Below are 19,290 nucleotides of genomic sequence, written 5' to 3'. Positions count from 1 at the left end.
TGCAGCGACGACCGGATCCGATGCGAGCCGTAGGCCGCAGGCCACCCGCCGCCGACGGTGGCCGATCAGCGTCGGGGGAGGATGTCGTCGAGGTGGGCGGCGAGCTCTGCGGCCACGTCCACGCTCTCGCGGTCGTACAGCCACTGGTACTGCAAGCCGTCCCACAGTGCGACGAGCCGGATCGCCTCACGGGCGGGATCGCGGTGGGCCGGCAGGTCGCCGTCCTGCTGCGCCGCGCGGAGGACGGCGGTGAAATGGTCGATCGTGGCGGCGAAGCGCTGCGTGAAGTAGTCGTGCGCCGGATGGTCGGGCGGCAGTGCCTCGCACGAGAGCACCGCGTACACCTCGATGAGTCCGGGCGCGGACGCCGCATTGATCGCAGCGTTGCGCGGCAGATCCCGCAGCGCATCGGCAGCGCGCTGGGCGTGCGCGGGCGGTGACACCGAAATGGCACGATCGCGCTCGGCCAGCACGGCGCGCAGCAGCGCATCCTTCGACGGGTAGTGGTGCAGCAGGGCCGACTTCGAGACCCCCACGCGCTCGGCGATCTCTCGCAGGCTGGTGTCGGCGTACCCATCCCGGGCGAACAGCGCCGTCGCGTCGCGCACGATCCGAGATCGCCGCTCGCGCCCGACGCGGTAGCCCTCCGTCGTCTCGGGCTCTTCGTCGACGAGATCGAGCGTCGGCCAGGGCGCGGGACGGGCGGATGCCGCGGCATCCTCACCCCCGTCGCGTTGCGCCGGACCGGGCGCGCCGGGGGCTGCGACCAGCATCTCCTGCATGTCGGCGAGCAGCGACACGAGATCCACGCGCCGGGGCAGATAGAGCTGGAGCAGCTGCAGGCCGTCCCAGACCGCCGCGATGCGGACGGCCTCGCCGCCCACGTCGCGGCCGGGATGCACCGCGCCGACGGTGCGGGCCGCGGACAGCTGCGCGACGAACACCTCGCGCAGTCGACGGTAGCGCTCGCGCATCGCCGCGTGCGCGGGGTGTCCGCGGGTGGAGCCCTCGCCGACGAGCGCCGCATACAGCGCGAGATAGCCCTCGATCGTCGCGTTCCTCGCCGCGACCGACGAGAAGAGCAGCGCGCCGGCCTCGCGCGCGCCGTCGTGGTCGGCGAGAGCCGTCTCGGTCGATCGGTCGAACCCGGCGACGACGGCGGCGAGGAGCATGTCCTTCGTCGCGAAGTGCTTCAGAAGCCCCGGGTGGCTGATGCCCGCCGCGGTCGCGACATCGCGCAGCGACGCCGCACGATACCCGCGAGAGATGAAGACCTCACGCGCGGCCTCGACGATGCGCGCGCGCGTCGCCGCAGCATTGCGTGTTCGCGCCACTGCCGTCGTCATCCTGCCTCCCCGCTCACCCTAACCCCGGCCTGCGGCGCCCGCCGGAAAGAGTTACCAATCGGTCGGGTTTCGTGTACGGTCGGCACAGAGGCGCACCGGATCCGTGCGTCGCCGTGAAAGGACCCCTCCATGACAGAGCTGTCATCCGCCCCGACCCTCCCCGACGTCGGCGCCCGCCCCTGGCTCGACGCGACGCTCTCCGTCGACGAGCGCGTGGACCTGCTGCTGGCCGAGATGACGGTGGAGGAGAAGGCGGGCCTGTTCTTCCAGACGATGATCACGATCGGCCCCGACGGAGAGCTCTCCGGCGGCGACCCCGCGTTCGGGCTCCCGTCCACCGAGGAGTACGTGCGCGAGCGTCACATGACGCATTTCAACCTCCTGGGCGCCGCGCCCTCGGCGGGCGACATCGCACGCTGGCACAACCGGCTGCAGGAGCTCGCAGCCTCGACCCGGCTCGGCATCCCGGTGTCGCTGTCCACCGACCCCCGCCACTCGTTCACCGACAACCCCGGCGCGGCGATGCACGCCGGTCCGTTCTCGCAGTGGCCTGACGCGCTGGGGCTCGCCGCGACCCGCGACGAGGATCTCGTGCGCAGCTTCGGCGACATCGCCCGGCAGGAGTACACCGCCGTCGGCATCCGTGTCGCCCTGCACCCGCAGGTCGATCTGGCGACCGAGCCGCGTTGGGCGCGCCAGCTGCAGACGTTCGGAGAGGACGCCGAGCTGTCGGCGCGCCTCGGCGCCGCCTACATCCGCGGATTCCAGGGCGAGACGTTCGGGCCCGGCTCGGTGTCGACCATGGTCAAGCACTTCCCCGGCGGCGGGCCGCAGAAGGACGGCGAGGACCCCCACTTCGCGTACGGCCGTGAGCAGGTCTACCCCGGTGATGCGTTCGAGCTGCACCTGACGCCCTTCGCGGCCGCCTTCGACGCCGGCGTGCGCCAGGTCATGCCGTACTACGGCATGCCGATCGGCACCCCCTACGAAGAGGTCGGCTTCGGTTTCAACAAGAGCGTGCTCACGGGCCTGCTCCGCCAGCGCTTCGGTTTCGACGGCGTCGTCTGCACCGATTGGGGCCTCATCACCGACAGCGACATCATGGGCACGCCCTTCCCGGCCCGCGCGTGGGGGGTGGAGCACCTCACGCCCGCCGAGCGCATGGCGAAGATCCTGGATGCCGGGGCCGACCAGTTCGGCGGTGAGCGCTGCACCGAGATCCTGGTGCAGCTCGTGGCCGACGGTGTCGTGTCCGACGCGCGCCTCGATGTGTCGGCGCGACGCCTGCTGCGCGAGAAGTTCGTCCTGGGGCTCTTCGACGACCCGTTCGTGGATGCCGAGGCGGCCGACGCGATCGTCGGCTCCGCCGCATTCCGTGCCGCGGGCGAGGCTGCGCAGCGCGCCTCGATCGCGGTGCTGTCCGCGACGGCATCCGTGCCCTTCGCCGGCGGCGTCAAGCTCTACGTCGAGGGGGTGGATGCAGCCGTCGCGGCCGCCTATGGCGAGCTCGTCGCAACCCCCGCGGAGGCCGACGTCGCGGTGCTGCGGCTTCAGGCGCCCTACGAACAGCGAGGATCGGCGTTCGAGAACTTCTTCCACGCCGGTTCGCTCGACTTCCCTGCCGAGGTGGTCGCGCACGTCGCCGAGGTCGCGGCAGTGGTGCCCACCGTGGTCGACGTCTTCCTCGATCGTCCCGCGATCCTCACGCCCTTCGCCGAGCTCGGCGTGAGCCTCACCGCGAACTGGGGCGCCGGTGCCGCGGCCCTGTTCGACGTGCTGTCGGGCCGCGCGTCGGCGCGCGGAAAGCTCCCGTTCGATCTCCCTCGTTCGATGGCCGCGGTCGAGGCCTCACGTCCCGACGTCCCGTTCGACACCGCCGACCCCCTCTTCCGCTTCGGTCACGGCCTCGAGCTCTGACCCCGGATCCCACCCGGGCTCTGACCCCGGATCCTGACCCCGTTCCCACATCGGATTCGGGCCCGCGCAACAGAATCGGATGCCGCCGCGCACGGCATCCGATTCTGTGCGCGTGATCCGCATCCGCTGCGGCGCCGCGGCCCTCCGCGCGCCCGCCGGGCGGCTGCCACGCTCACGCGCGTTACCCCCGCGATCGCCCCGCGTCAAGCGGAGGCGCCGACGGTGCACGCAGGAGTAGAACTGTGCCCGACGTACGCGAGGTCGCGCGTCGGAGAGGAACGGCGATGGCGTCGTCGAAGATGCAGGTCAAAGAGGTGCGTTCGCTCGTGCCCGCGCGGATGGACCGGCTGCCCTGGGCCCGTTTCCACTGGATGATCGTCGTGGGCCTCGGCTTCTCGTGGGTGCTCGACGGCCTCGAGGTGCAGATCGTCGCAGCCAACGGGTACGCCCAGACCCTCGGGATGGACTCGTTCCAGGTCGGCCTTGCGGGCACGTTCTACCTGCTCGGCCAGGTCACCGGCGCCCTCGTCTTCGGCCGGCTGACCGACCGGCTCGGGCGCAAGAAACTGTTCATCCTCTCGCTCGCGATCTACCTCGTCGGCAGCGCCATGGCCGGGCTCGCCTTCGCGCCGTGGTTCTTCTACGTCTTCCGCTTCATCGCGGGAGCAGGCATCGGCGGTGAGTACGCGGCGATCAACTCGGCGATCGACGAGATCATCCCGTCGAAGTACCGTGGCCGGGTCGACATCGCGATCAACGGCACCTACTGGGGTGGGGCGGCCCTCGGCGCCGTCGCGAACGTGTTCTTCCTCAACACCGACATCCTTCCGCAGGACATCGGCTGGCGGCTCAGCTTCTTCCTCGGACCGCTCCTGGGCCTCTTGATCATCTGGCTGCGTCGCCACATCCCCGAGAGCCCCCGCTGGCAGATGACGCACGGGCAGGAGGATGCCGCGGAGCGCACGGTCGACGGCATCGAGGAGCGCATCCGCCGCGAGGGCAAGGACCTGCCTCCCGTCGACGAGTCCAAGGCGATCGTCGTCAAGGAGTACGGCCGGGTGCCGTTCCTCACGATCGCGAAGGTGCTCTTCCAGAAGTACCCGCGTCGCACGCTGGTGGGCGTGACGATGATGGTCACGCAGTCGTTCCTCTACAACGCGATCTTCTTCACCTACGCGCTCGTGCTCGAGAACTTCTACGACACGCCTCCCGCCGCGGCATCCACGTACTTCATCGTCTTCGCCGTCGGCAACCTGTCGGGCGCACTGCTGCTCGGCCACTTCTTCGACACCTGGGGGCGGCGCCGGATGCTGTTCGGCACGTACGTGCTCGCCGGCCTCATCCTGCTGGTGAGCGCCTTCCTCTTCAACGCGGGGGTCCTCAACGCGGCCACGCACACCGCGTTCTGGTGCGCCTCGTTCTTCTTCGCGTCGGCGGGTGCCTCCGCGGCCTACCTCACGGTGAGCGAGATCTTCCCGCTGGAGCTTCGCAGCCAGGTGATCTCGTACGTCTTCTCGATCGGGCAGCTGGTCGGCGCGGTCGCCCCCGCGCTCTACGGCGCGATGGTCGGCGACGGCACCGATCGCGGACCGCTGTTCTGGGGGTACGTGCTGGGCGCCGCGGTGATGATGTTCGGCGGTGTGATCGCGGGTGTGTTCGGCATCAGCGCGGCCGGCAAGTCGCTCGAGGACATCGCCGACCCCCTGTCGCTCGTCGAGGGTCCCGACGGTGCGGTCCGTGCGGGCGACGGAGGGCCGACGCGGTGAAACCCGGTGGAACTCAGTCTCACCAAACGTGGGTGTGGGTCTCATACAGGTGAGGATGCCGCTGAGGCGCGCCGCTTTGTGGGCAGCGCGCAAGCGTTTTGCGAGGCGCCCGGCGCGCTCCTAGCGTCGAGCGTGAGTCTTCCTGTCCGCTGTCGAAAGGTACGCCGATGACCGACGCCGCCGTCCGTCCGAAGAAGCCCGCCACGAACACGCGAACGCCCGCCGGCGGAGCCCCGACCGCTGCGCACACCGCCGCAGAGGCCCACGAGCCGCGCATCCACGTCGACACCGTCACCGATCTGCTGCTGGGAACGTGGGCGCAGACCCGACGCGAGGCCCGCGAGATGATCAAGGATCCGGCGCTCTGGAAGATCGAGGGGCTGTCGGTCGCCGACCACCGCGAACGCGTGTTCGGCCAGCTGCAGACCCTCGTCGACAACAACGGGTCGCGGCGCGCGTTCCCGAAGAAGTACGGCGGCCTCGAGGACAACGGCGCGAACCTCGCCGGATTCATGGAGCTCGTTCTGGCCGACCCGTCGCTGCAGATCAAGTCGGGTGTGCAGTGGGGCCTGTTCGGCTCCGCGATCTACCAGCTCGGAACCGAGAAGCACCACGATGCGTGGCTGCGCGATGTCATCGAACTGACGCTGCCGGGGGCGTTCGCGATGACCGAGATCGGACACGGCTCCGACGTCGCCGCCATCGGCACGACCGCCACCTACGACCCGGAGACCGAGGAGTTCGTCATCAACACGCCGTTCCGCGGCGCGTGGAAGGACTACCTCGGCAACGCCGCCGTGCACGGTCGGGCCGCGACCGTGTTCGCCCAGCTCATCACCGGGGGCGTCAACTACGGCGTGCACTGCTTCTTCGTCCCCATCCGCGACGACGAGGGCAACATGCTGCCGGGCGTGCAGAGCGAGGACGACGGCGTCAAGGGCGGGCTCAACGGCATCGACAACGGACGGCTGGCGTTCGACCACGTTCGCGTCCCGAGATTCAACCTCCTGAACCGCTACGGCGACGTCGCCGCCGACGGCACCTACAGCTCCGACATTCCGAGCCCCGGGCGCCGCTTCTTCACCATGCTCGGCGCGCTCGTGCAGGGCCGGGTCTCGCTCGACGGCGCGGCGACGACCGCGACCGCGCTCGCGCTGCACATCGCGATCACCTACGCCGGTCAGCGTCGCCAGTTCGACTCGGGGTCGGGCAGCGACGAGGTGGTGCTGCTGGATTACGGCAAGCACCAGCGGCGCCTGCTGCCCCGACTGGCGCAGGTGTACGCGCAGTTCTTCGCGAACGACGAGCTGCTGCGCACCTTCGACGGCGTCTTCAGCGGACGCACCGACACCCCCGACGAGCGCGAGAACCTCGAGACCCTCGCCGCCGCGCTGAAGCCGCTGTCCACGTGGAACGCTCTCGACACCATCCAGGAATGCCGCGAGGCCTGCGGAGGCTCGGGCTTCATGGCCGACAACCGTCTCGTCGGCCTCCACCACGACCTCGACGTCTACGTCACCTTCGAGGGCGACAACAACGTCCTGCTCCAGCTGGTCGGCAAGCGCCTGCTCAACGACTTCGCGAAGCAGTTCAAGGGCGCGGATGCCGCGAAGCTCGCGTCCTTCGCCGCGAAGCAGACCGCCGGCAAGGTGTTCCACGGGGCGGGGCTGCGCCAGCTCGGTCAGGCCGTCACCGACTTCGGCTCCACCGCGCGCTCGGTCGAGCTCGGGCTGCGGGCCGAGCAGCAGCACGAGCTGCTCGCGGAGCGCGTGCGGCAGATGATCGAAGACATCGCCGGGCGGCTGCGCCCGGCATCCAAGGCGTCGCCCGCCGAGGCAGCGGCGATCTTCAATGCCAATCAGGCCGAGCTGATCGAGGCGGCGCGGGCACACGGCGAGCTGCTGCAGTGGGAGGCATTCAGCGACGGCATCGCCGGCATCTCCGATCCCGGCACGGCGCAGGTGCTGGGGTGGCTGCGCGACCTGTTCGGTCTGCACCTCATCGAGAAGCACCTCGCCTGGTACCTCATCAACGGCCGACTGTCGGCACAGCGCGCGGCATCCGTCTCGAAGTACATCGACCGCCTGCTGCTGCGGCTGCGTCCGCACGCGCAGGATCTCGTCGACGCGTTCGCCTTCGAGCCTGAGCACGTCCGCGCGCCCATCGCCTCCGGTGCCGAGCAGGAGCGCCAGCGCGAGGCGCGGGCCTACTACGCCGATCTCGCCGCCGCCGGCGAGGCGCCCGTCTCGGAGAAGTCGCTCAAGAAGAAGTAGGTAGCGCCGCGGAGGGTGCGCTCCTCACCGGAGTTCGTAGGTGAAGCTGCCGCGGTAGCGGAACGCCGTGCCGATTCCGCGCAGGCGCACGACGGCATCCACTCGCTGCAGGCCGTCGGTGATCCGTTCATCGACGACGATTTGGGCGAACGGCGGCAGGGGGATGCGCCGGCCGGCGATCCGCCAGGCGAGCCGATCCGAGCGCAGCCGAAGGCCGCCATCGATCACGGCGGCAGCGAGGCGCACCTCCAACCCTCCCCGTCGCCCGAGCCGGTCGACGATCGCGCCCTCGACGGCCTGCATGCTGTCGAGCATGACGCGCTCGCGTCTGCGAAACCGGAAGGTGCGGACGGCGCGCAGGGTCCCGTCGGGCCCGCGCTCGTTGCGTACCGAGAACGGCACCTCCTGCTCGTTCTCGGGAAACAGCACGCGTCGCCATGCCAGGGCGACGAAGACGGGGCGCAGGAGAGCGATCCTCGCTCCGGCGACCTCGAAGGTGCCCTCGCCGGCGCCGACCGCGCCCGGGGGGATCGGTCCGAAGTAGACGCGTAGGCGTGGGTCGAGGTCGGCGAAGCGCAGACCGAGCACCTTCTGATAGACCGACGTGTCACTGGACGCGCTCATGCCTCCGAGGGTATCTTGTTTTGAACACGTTCAGAAAGGGGATGCCGGTGCACGAGCAGACACGGCGGCGCGTCGTCGTCGCCGGGGCGTCGGGCTTCATCGGGAGGGCCGTCGTCGCGTCGTTGCGCGCTCGTGGCGACGAGGTCACGGTCGTCGGTCGCACCACCGGCGTGGCCTGGAACGACGCCGCCGCACTCGTCAGAGCCGTCGAGGGAGCCGAGGTCGTCGTGAACTTGGCGGGGAAGTCGGTCAACTGCCGCTACACCGACCGCAACCGCGACGAGATCCTGCGCTCACGCATCGAGACGACGCGCGCCCTGCGGACGGCGATCGCGGCGGCGTCGTCGCCTCCGGCCGTGTGGCTGAACGCGTCCACCGCCACGATCTACCGGCACCGCACCGATGCCCCGCACACCGAGCATGCCGGTGAGCTCGGCACGGGATTCTCCGTCGACGTGGCGCGGGCGTGGGAGCACGAGCTTTTCGCGGGAGAGCTTCCGCAGACGCGCCGTGTCGCGATGCGGATGGCGATCGTGCTGGGCGACGGCCCCGCCACCCGGATGCTGACGACGCTCGCCCGTCTCGGCCTCGGCGGATCTCAGCGCGACGGCTGGTGGCTGCAGCACCGCCGCTACCGCGGCATCGGGCCGCATCCGAGCGGCGATGGTCGCGCGCCGCACCACCGCACCCGCGGACGCCAGCGCTTCAGCTGGGTGCACATCGACGACGTCGTGGCCGCGATGCACTTTCTGATCGAGCGTGACGAGCTGGCCGGCGTCGTCAACGTCGTCGCGCCGCAGGCCTCCGACAACCGCACGCTCATGCGCACACTGCGGCGCATCGTCGGCGCTCCCTTCGGGGTGCCCGCCTTCCGCTGGATGCTGGAGCCGGCGATGTGGCTGCTGCGCACCGAGCCGGAGCTCGTGCTGAAGAGCCGCTGGGTCGTCCCCGAGCGGCTGACCGCGGCCGGGTTCGTCTTCGCGCACCGTGACCTGGAGGAGGCGCTGCGAGCGAGTCTCGCATCAGCCGCCCCGCGCGGCGCCCGCGCCGGCGTCGCCGGGGATGTCGGCGCCCGCGGTTAGCCTGACCGGGTGGATGATCTGCGCGAAGGCCCGGACGGCCTGCTCCGGTGTGGCTGGGTGGGCGACGACCCGGAGTACCGGCGCTATCACGACGAGGAGTGGGGTCGTCCCCTGCACGGCGACCGCGCCCTCTTCGAGAAGATGAGCCTCGAGGGCTTCCAGGCGGGGCTGTCGTGGATCACGATCCTGCGGAAGCGCCCCCGATTCCGCGAGGTGTTCGCAAACTTCCAGCCCGCCGTGGTCGCGGAGTTCGACGAGGACGATGTCGAGCGGCTGATGGCGGATGCCGGGATCGTGCGCAACCGCGCGAAGATCCTCGCGACCATCGGCAACGCCCGCCTGGTGCGGGAGATGGAGCCGGGTGCGCTCGACGATCTCATGTGGTCGTTCGCGCCGCCGGTGCGGGCCGAGGGCGAGCGTCCGGTCGCGTTCGCCGACGTGCCGGCCGTGACCGCGGCATCCGATGCGCTCTCGAAGGCGCTGCGTGGCGCCGGCTTCCGCTTCGTGGGATCGACGACGATGTACGCACTCATGCAGTCGGCCGGGATGGTCGACGATCACCTCGCGGGGTGTCACCGCGCGGTGTGAACGCGCGAGCGGGTCGACGCGGGACTGTGCGACGTCGCACCCTCGCGGCAGACTGTCGCCATGACACCGGCATCCGAACACGTCGCCGACTCCCACGGCCTCATTCGCGTCGTGGGCGCACGCGAGAACAACCTGCAGGGCGTCGACGTGGAGATCCCGAAGCGTCGGCTCACGGTCTTCACCGGCGTCAGCGGCTCGGGCAAGTCGAGTCTCGTCTTCGGGACCATCGCGGCCGAGTCGCAGCGGCTGATCAACGAGACCTATCCGACGTTCGTGCAGCAGTTCATGGGCCAGGTCAACCGTCCCGAGGTCGACGCGCTCGAGAACATCAGTCCGGCGATCGTCGTCGACCAGGAGCGCATGGGCGCGAACGCACGCTCGACCGTCGGGACGGCGACCGATGTCCACGCGATGCTGCGTGTGCTGTACAGCCGCATCGGCCATCCGCACATCGGTTCGCCGCAGGCGTTCTCCTTCAACGTGCCATCCGCGTCCGGATCGGGATCCCTCACGGTCGCGGCGGGCGCGTCCACGACGCAGCACCGCCGATTCGAGATCACGGGCGGGATGTGCCCGGCGTGCGAGGGCCTGGGGCAGGCGAGCGAGATCGACATCGACGAGGTGCTCGACCGCTCGCTGTCTCTGCGTGACGGAGCCATTCGCGTGCCCGGCTACACGCCCGACGGTTGGATGGTGAAGGGGTACAGCGAGTCCGGTTTCTTCCCGCCCGACGAGCCCATCGCGCAGTTCACCGCGACGCAGCTGAACGACCTGCTCTACAAGGAGCAGACGAAGGTCAAGGTCGCCGGCATCAACATGACCTACGAAGGACTCATCCTCAAGATCACGAAGTCGATCCTGCAGAAGGATCGCGACAGTCTCCAGCCGCACGTGCGCAGTTTCGTCGACCGCGCGGTGAAGTTCATGCCGTGCACCGCCTGCGGCGGTACGCGCCTCAATGACGGAGCCCGGTCGTCGACCATCGCCGGGGTCAGCATCGCGGACGCGGCGGCCATGCAGATCACCGAGCTCGCGGAGTGGGTCGCCTCCATCACCGATGCTTCGGTGGCCCCGCTCGTCGCGGGCCTGCGTCAGACGCTCGACTCCTTCGTCGCGATCGGCCTCGGCTACCTGTCGCTCGATCGCGCCAGCGGCACACTGTCGGGAGGCGAGGCCCAGCGGACCAAGATGATCCGCCACCTCGGCTCGAGTCTCACCGATGTCACGTACGTCTTCGACGAACCCACCACGGGCCTGCACCCGCACGACATCCAGCGGATGAACGACCTGCTCCTGCTCCTGCGTGACAAGGGCAACACGGTTCTCGTCGTCGAGCACAAGCCCGAGGTCGTCGCCATCGCCGACCACGTCGTCGACCTCGGACCCGGTGCGGGCCGCGCCGGTGGACGCATCGTGTACGAGGGCGACGTCGCGGGGCTTCGTGCCTCGGGAACGCTCACCGGCACCCACCTCGATCACCGTGCGCGACTCAAGCCCGCGACGCGCGCGGCGCGCGGCGCACTCCAGATCCGCGGCGCAAATCTGCACAACCTGCGTTCCGTGGACGTCGACGTGCCTCTCGGCATCCTCACCGTCGTCACGGGAGTCGCGGGATCGGGCAAGTCGTCGCTCATCCACGGCAGCCTGCCGGCGTTCGACGACGTCGTCGTCGTCGACCAGACCGCCATCAAAGGCTCGCGCCGTTCGAGTCCGGCGACCTACACCGGTGTGCTGGATGCGATCCGCACCGCGTTCGCGAAGGCGAACGGCGTCAAGCCCGGATTGTTCAGCGCCAATTCCGAAGGCGCCTGCCCCGCGTGTCGAGGCCTCGGTGTCATCATCACCAATCTCGGGTTCACACAGAGTGTCGAGACCCGCTGCGAGCTGTGCGGCGGCAGCGGGTTCAGCGCCACCGTGCTCGAGTACCGGTGGCAGGGCAAGACGATCGCGGAGGTGCTGGCGATGTCGGCCGACGAGGCTGCCCCGTTCGTCGGCACGGGGCCGGCCCACGCGGTCCTGCGACGGATGATCGACGTCGGGCTGGGCTACACGACGCTGGGCCAGTCGCTCTCCTCGCTGTCAGGCGGCGAGCGGCAGCGTCTGAAGCTCGCGATCGCGATGGCCAAGCCCGGTGCCGTGTACGTTCTCGACGAGCCGACGACCGGCCTGCACCTCGCCGACGTCGACAACCTGCTCGCGTTGCTGGATCGTCTCGTGGATGCCGGCAACTCGGTGATCGCGATCGAGCACCACCAGGCGGTCATGGCGCACGCCGATTGGATCATCGACGTCGGTCCGGGCGCCGGTCGCGAGGGTGGTCGAGTCGTGTTCGCGGGAACACCTGAGGACCTGATCGCCTCGGGTGAGACGCTCACGGCTCGTCATCTGGCTACCTACGTCGGAGCATGACGATCCAATAGTGGGTAGTTCTCCCCATGTGCAAGGGCACGCAGCCGTTGATTTCGTGACGTAGGCTATCCGGGTCTGCACGACGTGTGCGCCTGCTTCAGCAACAGGTCCCGACGCCACGCAAATGAATACGAGCCCGGAGGGGAGCCGAGCCCACAATGAAGTCCTTTGCGTGGCTTCGCGCGCGTCCGCGTACGCTGATTTCGACCGCCGCGGTCACCGCGGCCGCTCTCGTGGTCGGCTTTTTCGCGGTGTCGTACGAGGGCAAGCCGACCACCGAGGTCGACCTCAATGACGGCGGTGTGTGGGTCACGAAGCAGTCCAGCCTGCTGATCGGCCACTTCAACCACTCCTCGCGCGTGCTCGACGGGGGCCTGCGTGCCGGTACGTCCGACTACGACATCCTGCAGAGCGGCACCCGTGTGCTCGTCGTCGACTCGACGGCGTCGTCGATCGCTGCCGTCGATCCCGCCCGCGTCATCATGTCGGACTCCGCCGAGCTCAAGCCCGGGGCCGCCGTCGCGATGGGCGCGGACACCGTCGCGGTCATCGAGCCCACGGGAGCACTCTGGACCAGCCCGTTCACGGCCATCAGCGGTATCGGCGCCCAGGGCACCGAACCCGTCGCCGACGAGGGCAAGAACGCGAAGGTCGCCGTCGGCGTCGACGGCACGGTGTACGCTGCCTCAGCGTCGGAGGCCGCCGTCCGTTCGTACGGACAGGGAGACGACGGCACGACGGTGCAGAAGTCGTCGCGCGATCTTCCCGGTGTGACGGCCGACCACAAGCTTTCCTTGACCGTCGTCGGCACCACGCCGTATGTGCTCGACCACGACACCGACACGCTCTACGGCGGCGACGGGCTGCGCGTGCAGGTGCCGGGCGACGCCGTGCTCCAGCAACCGTCGGGCACGGCCGACGCCGTCACCCTCGCAACGCCGACGTCGCTGGTGCGCATCCCCACGGGGGGCGGCGATCCCCAGACGATCGAGGCCGGCGGCTCGAAGGGCACGCCCGCCGAGCCGGTCTCTGTGGCCGGCTGCGCGTACGGCGCCTGGTCGGGCAGCGGACGGTTCGTCCGCGACTGTCCCGGCGACGCCGACGACGCCGCGCGGGACGTTCCCGGCGTCGAGGCGACGAGCGTGCTGCGCTTCCGGGTCAATCGCGACGTCGTCGTGCTCAACGACGTCTTCGGCGGCGCCGCGTGGATGGCCTCGGACTCGATGCAGCGCGTCGACAACTGGCAGGACATCACGCCGCCCGAGGGCGACGGCGACGATGAGGAGAAGACGACCGAGGAGACCGTGCAGACCACGCTCCCCGAGCGCACCGACCAGAACACCCCGCCGATCGCACAGGACGATCAGTACGGGGTGCGCCCCGGCCGCACGACGGTGCTGCCCGTCCTCGACAACGACACCGATGCCGACGGCGACGTCCTCGTCGCCGCACCCGCTTCGACCCCCGCGTTCGGCAGTGTCGAGCCGATCAACAACGGCGCGGCGCTGCAGTTCACCGCTCCCGAGGGAGCGACCGGCTCCACGAGTTTCCGCTACACCGTGGAAGACGGTCGTGGCGGCGAAGCCACCGCGACGGTCACGGTGACGGTGCACCCGTTCGATGTGAACGCGGCGCCGGTGCAGAAACGCACCACGCCGATCACCGTCGAGTCGGGTGGCACGGCCTCGTACAACGTGTTGTCGGACTGGATCGACCCCGACGGCGATGACATCTTCCTCAAGGACGTCGCCGCCGACGGCGGCGACGAGGCGGACTTCACGCCGGATGGGCAGATCACGTACCGTGCGATCGGCGGCGTCCAGGGGCGCAAGGACGTGCCGATCGTCGTGTCGGACGGCACGGCGGACGGCGCCGGCATCGCGCGCTACGACATCCGCCCGCTCGGCACGACCGTGCCGGTGACCAACTCCGACCACGTCGTCACACAGGTCGGACGCACGGTGACGGTCTCTCCGCTCACGAACGACACGAGCTCCGGCAGTGAGCCCTTGCGCCTCACCCGCGTCGACGAGGTGCCCGGCGCGACGATCGTCCCCGACTTCGCGAACAAGACCTTCACGTTCACGGCCTCCAGCCCCGGCACGTACTATCCGCAGTACCTCGTATCGGCCGGCCCCAACTCCGTTCCGGGTCTCGTCCGCATCGATGTGCTCCCGGCATCCAACGAGGACCTGCCACCCGTCGCGGTGCGCGACGTGGCTCTGCTGCCCGTCGGCGGCGACGTGCTCGTCAACGTGCTGTCCAACGACACCGATCCCGCCGGGGGCATCCTCGTGGTGCAGTCGGTCAGCTCCGTCCCCGGCTCCGGCGTCGCCGCTGCGGTGCTGGGCCACGAGACCGTGCGCATCAGCGACATCGGCTCACTCAGCAAGCAGGTGCGCGTCGGGTACACGATCTCCAACGGCTCGCGCACGGCCGAGGGCGAGATCGTCGTGATCCCAGTGCCGCCGCCCGCGAAGCTGCGCCCGCCGGTCGCCAACGACGACCAGGCCGTCGTACGCGTCGGCGACACCGTCACCATCCCCGTGCTGGCGAACGACTACCACCCCAACGGCGACACCATGCACGTCGCCCCCGATCTCGTGCCGCCGCTGGTCGACCCCGCCGACGGCGAGGCCTTCGTCTCCGAGGACAAGGTCCGCTTCCGTGCCGGCAACACCCCGAAGACCGTCTACGTCACGTATGAAGCCGTCGACTCGACCGGTCAGCGCGACGCGGGGTACGTCACGATCCAGATCCTGCCGCGCAACGACGAGGCCAACTCCGCGCCGAAGCCGCGCGATCTCACCGCGCGCACGCTGAGCGGTTCGACCGTCACGATCCCCGTGCCGCTGGACGGCATCGACCAGGACGGTGACTCGGTCGAGCTGGTCGGCATCGCCGACGCGCCGAAGAAGGGGCGCATCGTCGAGACCGGGGCGAACTCGTTCACCTACGAGGCGTTCGGCGACTCCGCGGGCGTCGACCGGTTCTCCTACCGGGTGCGCGACAGCCTCGGCAAGGACGCCACGGCCACCGTGCAGGTCGGAATCGCACCCGCGGCATCCGTGAACCAGGCGCCTTACGCGGTGCGCGACACGGTGACGATCCGCCCGGGACGCGAGGTCGCGGTGCCGGTCCTCGCCAACGACTCCGACCCCGACGGCGACGAGTTCGGTTTCGCCCAGGACGACCCGGTGACGCTGCCGCCGAACGTCCCCGGCCTGAAGGCGCGCGTCAGCGGGAAGTATCTGCTCATCACGGCTCCGAACGAGCAGATGAACACGTCGCTGCAGTACGCGATCACCGACTCGCGCGGCGCGCGGGCCTCGACCAGCGTGCAGATCACCGTCGACCCGAACGTTCCGCTCGAGCGTCCCATCGCCCGCGACGACCGCGTGCGCGCCGAAGACGTCAAGGACGGCACCACGGCCGATGTGGCGGTGCTCGAGAACGACGACGATCCCGACGGCACGAAGAGCGATCTCACGGTGACCCTCGGTGCGGGCGGGGACAACGCCCGCGTCGGCGCGGACGGCACCGTGCGGGTGCAGGTCACCGACCAGCGCCAGCTCATCACGTACACGGTCACCGACCCCGACGGTCTCACCGACTCTGCGTTCATCCGGGTGCCGGCGCTGTCGGAGCTGCCGCCGAGTCTCATCTCCACCAAACCCGTCGAGGTCAAGAGCGGCGAGACCATCGATCTTCCGCTGTCGCAGTACGTACGCGCGGCCGGTGGCAAGAGCGTCGTGATCACCGAGGCCGCCAAGGTGTCGGCGGTGCACGCCAACGGCGCGAACCTCATCAAGGATCAGCAGACGCTCGTCTACACGTCGGCCGACCGCTACTTCGGCTCCGACGCACTGACCTTCGAGGTCACCGACGGCGACGGTCCCGACGACCCGACCGGGCGCAAGGCCACGCTCACGATCCCGATCACGGTTCTGCCGCCCGACAACCAGTCGCCGACGATGCTCGGCGCCTCCATGAACGTCGCGCCCGGCGAGGATGCCACCGTGCTCGACCTCGCGGCGCTGGCGACCGATCCCGACCCCGGCGATCAGGGCAAGCTGAAATTCGCGATCAAGGGCTCCACGCCCGACGGACTCACCGCCTCGGTCGACGGCACACAGCTGAAGGTGTCGGCCGCGGCATCCACGAAGAAGGGCACGCGCGCCGACCTGACGGTCACCGCCGACGACGGCACCACGACGCCGGCGGAAGCGACGATCTCGATCACCGTCACCGCGTCGACGCGGCCGCTGGCCAGCGCCAACGACGACGTCATCGCCGAGTCGGCCCAGGGTTCGACCGAATCGGTGCCCGTGCTCGCCAACGACGTCAACCCGTTCCCCGACACCCCGCTCAAGATCGAGAACGCGGTGCTGGAGACCGGGCAGGCCCAGGTCGCCGTCAAGGGCGACCGGGTGGAGGTCACCAGCGACAAATCGTTCGTCGGCACCGTCATCGCGCGCTACCGCGTGATGGACGCGACCGGAGACCCCGACCGCGCGGTCGAGGGACGCATCCGCATCACGGTGCAGGGAAAGCCGGATGCCCCGGGTCGCCCCGTCGTCTCCAGCATCCAGAGCCGCACGGTCGTGCTCTCGTGGACCCCGCCGACCGACAACGGGTCGCCGATCACCGGGTACACCGTGACCTCGACGGCGAACAACTACATGAAGCAGTGCGCGTCGACCACGTGCACCCTGGATGGGCTGACCAACAACGTCGAGTACAACTTCGTGGTCACCGCCAGCAACAAGGTCGGCACGTCCGACCCGTCGCTGCCGTCGGAGACCGCACGCCCCGACGTGCGCCCCGACACCCCCGCGCCGCCGACGCTGCAGTTCGGCGACCGCAGCCTCACCGTGTCGTGGGTTCCGCCGCGCTCGGAGGGCTCGCCGGTGACGTCGTACACGCTGGAGATCTCGCCGGCGCCGCCATCGGGCATCGTGCAGAAGACGGGCGTCACCGGAACCTCGATCGTCTGGGACGGCCTCGAGAACGGGGCGTCGTACCAGGTGCGCGTGCGCGCCCACAACAAGGCGCCGGATCCGAGCGAGTTCAGCCCCTGGTCGGCGTCGATGGTGCCGGCCGGAAAGCCTGACGCGCCCGCCGCGCCCACGACGACGCTCCTGTCGCCGGTGGGCTCGCAAGCCCAGATCCAGGTCGACTGGAAGGCGCCCGCCAACAACGGCGACGCGATCTCCGGGTACGAGCTGCGCGTCCTGCGCGGCGGTTCCGTGGTGAACACCATCCCGGTCTCGGGCAGCCAGACGAGCCAGGCCGTCAAGGTCGACACCTCGACGACGGACTACACGTTCGACGTCCGCGCTCAGAACAAGGCCGGCTGGGGCGACCGCAGCCCGCAGTCCGCCCCGCGCCGCGGTGTCACCGCTCCGGCGGCACCGACGGGCGTCGCCGCCACGGAGGGCAACAACACGGTGAGCGTGACGTGGCAGGCCGGTTCCGGCAACGGCGCGAACGCGAACGAGATCCAGTACCAGTACTCCGTGAACGGCGGCGGCTGGCGCGGCGACTGGGTCGGCGGCGGCACCAACGGCGCCGGCACGATCGGCAACGGCCAGGTCAACAACAACGGCACGTACACGATCCGCGTGCGCGCCGTCTCGACCGTCGACGGCAGCACCTACGCCAGTGGGGCCTCCAACGACTCGAACGCCGTGTCGCCGTACGGCCCGATCGGCAATCCGTCGGCGAACGCCTCGGCATCCGGGACGAACATCACGTACTCGTGGTCGTCGCCGTCCCGCAACGGGCGCGACATCGGCACCGAGGTGTACATCGACGGCGGCCTCGTCAGCCGTGACGCGAGCGGCTCGATCACGCGCGGCTACGGCTACAGCGAGACGCACAGCATCGAGGTCCGCACGAGCGCGGCCGGCCAGACCACCACGGCGTCCGACTCGGCACGCACGGTCGATGCCCCGCCGCCTCCGCAGCCTCGGGTGTGGGTCACGCGCGGCAACTTCGAAGCGGCGGGCTGTGTCAACGGGTGCTACCACTTCGTCGTCAACACGCGGAACTTCGATGCCGGCAACTACCGCATCGAGTGCTGGAACGACTCCGGTGGGGCGCACAAGTTCGGCACCACCTACGCGTTCGACCTTCCCCGCGATGGTGCGGTCGAGCTCTACTGCTACAGCGGCGCCGACGGCTACAACGTGTGGGTCGACATCCTCGGATGGGGTGGCTCCGTCGATACGGAGAAGCAGTGGTGGCCCCGAAATTGACCTCGACAACGACAGTCCGACAGCAAGGAACGAACGAATGAGCATGACCCCCGAACAGGCCGCGTGGTTCCGCGACACCTTCACGCGTCTCGTCGACAATGTCGATCAGGCGCTGCTGGGAAAGCGGGAGGTGGTGGGCCTGGTGCTCTCCGCGATGCTCGCCGAGGGACACGTGCTCCTCGAGGACGCCCCGGGCACCGGCAAGACGAGCCTCGCGAAGGCGATCGCCGCCTCCGTCCAGGGCACGAGCACGCGCATCCAGTTCACGCCCGACCTGCTGCCCTCCGACGTCACGGGCGTCACGATCTACGACCAGCAGAACCACCGGTTCGAGTTCCACCGCGGTCCGGTCTTCTCCTCGATCGTGCTGGCCGACGAGATCAACCGTGCCTCGCCCAAGACGCAGTCGGCGCTGCTGGAGGTCATGGAGGAGTCGCGCGTCACGGTGGACGGCGTGGCCCACGAGGTGGGTCGACCGTTCCTCGTGATCGCGACGCAGAACCCCATCGAGCAGTCGGGAACGTACAAACTGCCCGAAGCGCAGCTCGACCGCTTCATGCTGAAGACCTCGATCGGCTACCCGACGCTCGCCGTCACCGAGCGGATCCTCGCGGGGGCGGTCGACCGCAACCCGTCGGCATCCCTCGGCGCCATCATCACCACGAGCGCGGTTGCCGACATGGCGGACCTTGCCGCCACCGTGCACGTCGACCCCGTGGTCGCGCGGTATGCCGCGCAGCTCGTCGAGCACACGCGCGCGTCCGACGCGACCCGCCTCGGCGTCTCGGTGCGCGGAGCGATCTCGATGATGCGCGTCGCCAAGGTCTACGCGGCCGCGCAGGGTCGCCACTTCGTGGTGCCCGACGACGTGAAGACCCTCGCCGTGCCGGTGTGGGCGCACCGCCTCGTGCTCGACCCCGAGGCGGAGTTCTCCGGAACGACCGCCGAGAGCATCGTCCAGCGGGCGGTCTCCGCCGTGGAGGCCCCCCTGGCGCGGGCCGCCAGCTGATGTCGCCGGCACCGGA

At 69.7% G+C, this 19,290-nt stretch carries 10 protein-coding genes; 8 read left to right on the top strand and 2 right to left on the bottom strand.

All coding sequences use genetic code 11. The features are described from left to right. Window positions 1–65: 65 nt before the first annotated feature. Window positions 66–1,346 carry a TetR/AcrR family transcriptional regulator gene (locus PP359_RS07855; protein ID WP_499250276.1) on the bottom strand — a complete coding sequence of 427 codons (1,281 nt, stop codon included), beginning with the start codon at window positions 1,344–1,346 and terminating at the stop codon, window positions 66–68. Window positions 1,347–1,475: 129 nt separating this feature from the next. Between PP359_RS07855 and PP359_RS07850 the strand changes: the two genes are divergently transcribed. From PP359_RS07850 to PP359_RS07840, 3 genes are all read left to right on the top strand, one after another. Further along, window positions 1,476–3,263 carry a glycoside hydrolase family 3 protein gene (locus PP359_RS07850; protein ID WP_499250275.1) on the top strand — a complete coding sequence of 596 codons (1,788 nt, stop codon included), beginning with the start codon at window positions 1,476–1,478 and terminating at the stop codon, window positions 3,261–3,263. A 284-nt stretch (window positions 3,264–3,547) separates the two neighbouring features. Beyond that, a complete protein-coding gene (locus PP359_RS07845) occupies window positions 3,548–5,029 on the top strand; it encodes an MFS transporter (protein WP_135949606.1) in 1,482 nt (493 codons plus the stop codon). A 167-nt stretch (window positions 5,030–5,196) separates the two neighbouring features. Beyond that, window positions 5,197–7,302 carry an acyl-CoA dehydrogenase family protein gene (locus PP359_RS07840; RefSeq protein WP_036319123.1) on the top strand — a complete coding sequence of 702 codons (2,106 nt, stop codon included), beginning with the start codon at window positions 5,197–5,199 and terminating at the stop codon, window positions 7,300–7,302. Between the two features lie 24 nt (window positions 7,303–7,326). Here PP359_RS07840 and PP359_RS07835 read toward each other — a convergent pair whose 3' ends face one another. Then, window positions 7,327–7,926, bottom strand: coding sequence for a DUF4166 domain-containing protein (locus PP359_RS07835; RefSeq protein WP_499250274.1), 600 nt, complete (start codon window positions 7,924–7,926; stop codon window positions 7,327–7,329). Window positions 7,927–7,973: 47 nt separating this feature from the next. Here PP359_RS07835 and PP359_RS07830 point away from each other — a divergent pair, with 47 nt between their 5' ends. From PP359_RS07830 to PP359_RS07810, 5 genes are all read left to right on the top strand, one after another. Beyond that, on the top strand, window positions 7,974–9,008 hold the full coding sequence (locus PP359_RS07830) for an epimerase (RefSeq protein WP_499250273.1): 1,035 nt from the start codon (window positions 7,974–7,976) through the stop codon (window positions 9,006–9,008). Window positions 9,009–9,017: 9 nt separating this feature from the next. Next, a complete protein-coding gene (locus PP359_RS07825; protein ID WP_295777496.1) occupies window positions 9,018–9,596 on the top strand; it encodes a DNA-3-methyladenine glycosylase I in 579 nt (192 codons plus the stop codon). Between the two features lie 60 nt (window positions 9,597–9,656). Continuing rightward, on the top strand, window positions 9,657–12,005 hold the full coding sequence (locus PP359_RS07820; protein WP_499250272.1) for an ATP-binding cassette domain-containing protein: 2,349 nt from the start codon (window positions 9,657–9,659) through the stop codon (window positions 12,003–12,005). Window positions 12,006–12,163: 158 nt separating this feature from the next. Then, window positions 12,164–18,265, top strand: a complete 6,102-nt coding sequence (locus PP359_RS07815) for an Ig-like domain-containing protein (protein WP_499250271.1) — start codon at window positions 12,164–12,166, stop codon at window positions 18,263–18,265. A gap of 37 nt (window positions 18,266–18,302) precedes the next feature. After that, window positions 18,303–19,274, top strand: a complete 972-nt coding sequence (locus PP359_RS07810; protein WP_112932281.1) for an AAA family ATPase — start codon at window positions 18,303–18,305, stop codon at window positions 19,272–19,274. Window positions 19,275–19,290: the final 16 nt, after the last annotated feature.

This window comes from Sphingomonas sp. BLCC-B65 (assembly GCF_028550675.1).
GTDB lineage: Bacteria > Actinomycetota > Actinomycetes > Actinomycetales > Microbacteriaceae > Microbacterium.
The sequence above is the reverse complement of the archived record's forward strand: the minus strand, read 5'-3'. Positions and strand labels throughout refer to the sequence as shown.

Bases quoted from the DNA above. Each gene is read 5' to 3' on its own strand.
- PP359_RS07855 (WP_499250276.1), bottom strand. From the start codon at position 1,346: ATGACGACGGCAGTGGCGCGAACACGCAATGCTGCGGCGACGCGCGCG.
- PP359_RS07850 (WP_499250275.1), top strand. From the start codon at position 1,476: ATGACAGAGCTGTCATCCGCCCCGACCCTCCCCGACGTCGGCGCCCGC.
- PP359_RS07845 (WP_135949606.1), top strand. From the start codon at position 3,548: ATGGCGTCGTCGAAGATGCAGGTCAAAGAGGTGCGTTCGCTCGTGCCC.
- PP359_RS07840 (WP_036319123.1), top strand. From the start codon at position 5,197: ATGACCGACGCCGCCGTCCGTCCGAAGAAGCCCGCCACGAACACGCGA.
- PP359_RS07835 (WP_499250274.1), bottom strand. From the start codon at position 7,926: ATGAGCGCGTCCAGTGACACGTCGGTCTATCAGAAGGTGCTCGGTCTG.
- PP359_RS07820 (WP_499250272.1), top strand. From the start codon at position 9,657: ATGACACCGGCATCCGAACACGTCGCCGACTCCCACGGCCTCATTCGC.
- PP359_RS07815 (WP_499250271.1), top strand. From the start codon at position 12,164: ATGAAGTCCTTTGCGTGGCTTCGCGCGCGTCCGCGTACGCTGATTTCG.
- PP359_RS07810 (WP_112932281.1), top strand. From the start codon at position 18,303: ATGAGCATGACCCCCGAACAGGCCGCGTGGTTCCGCGACACCTTCACG.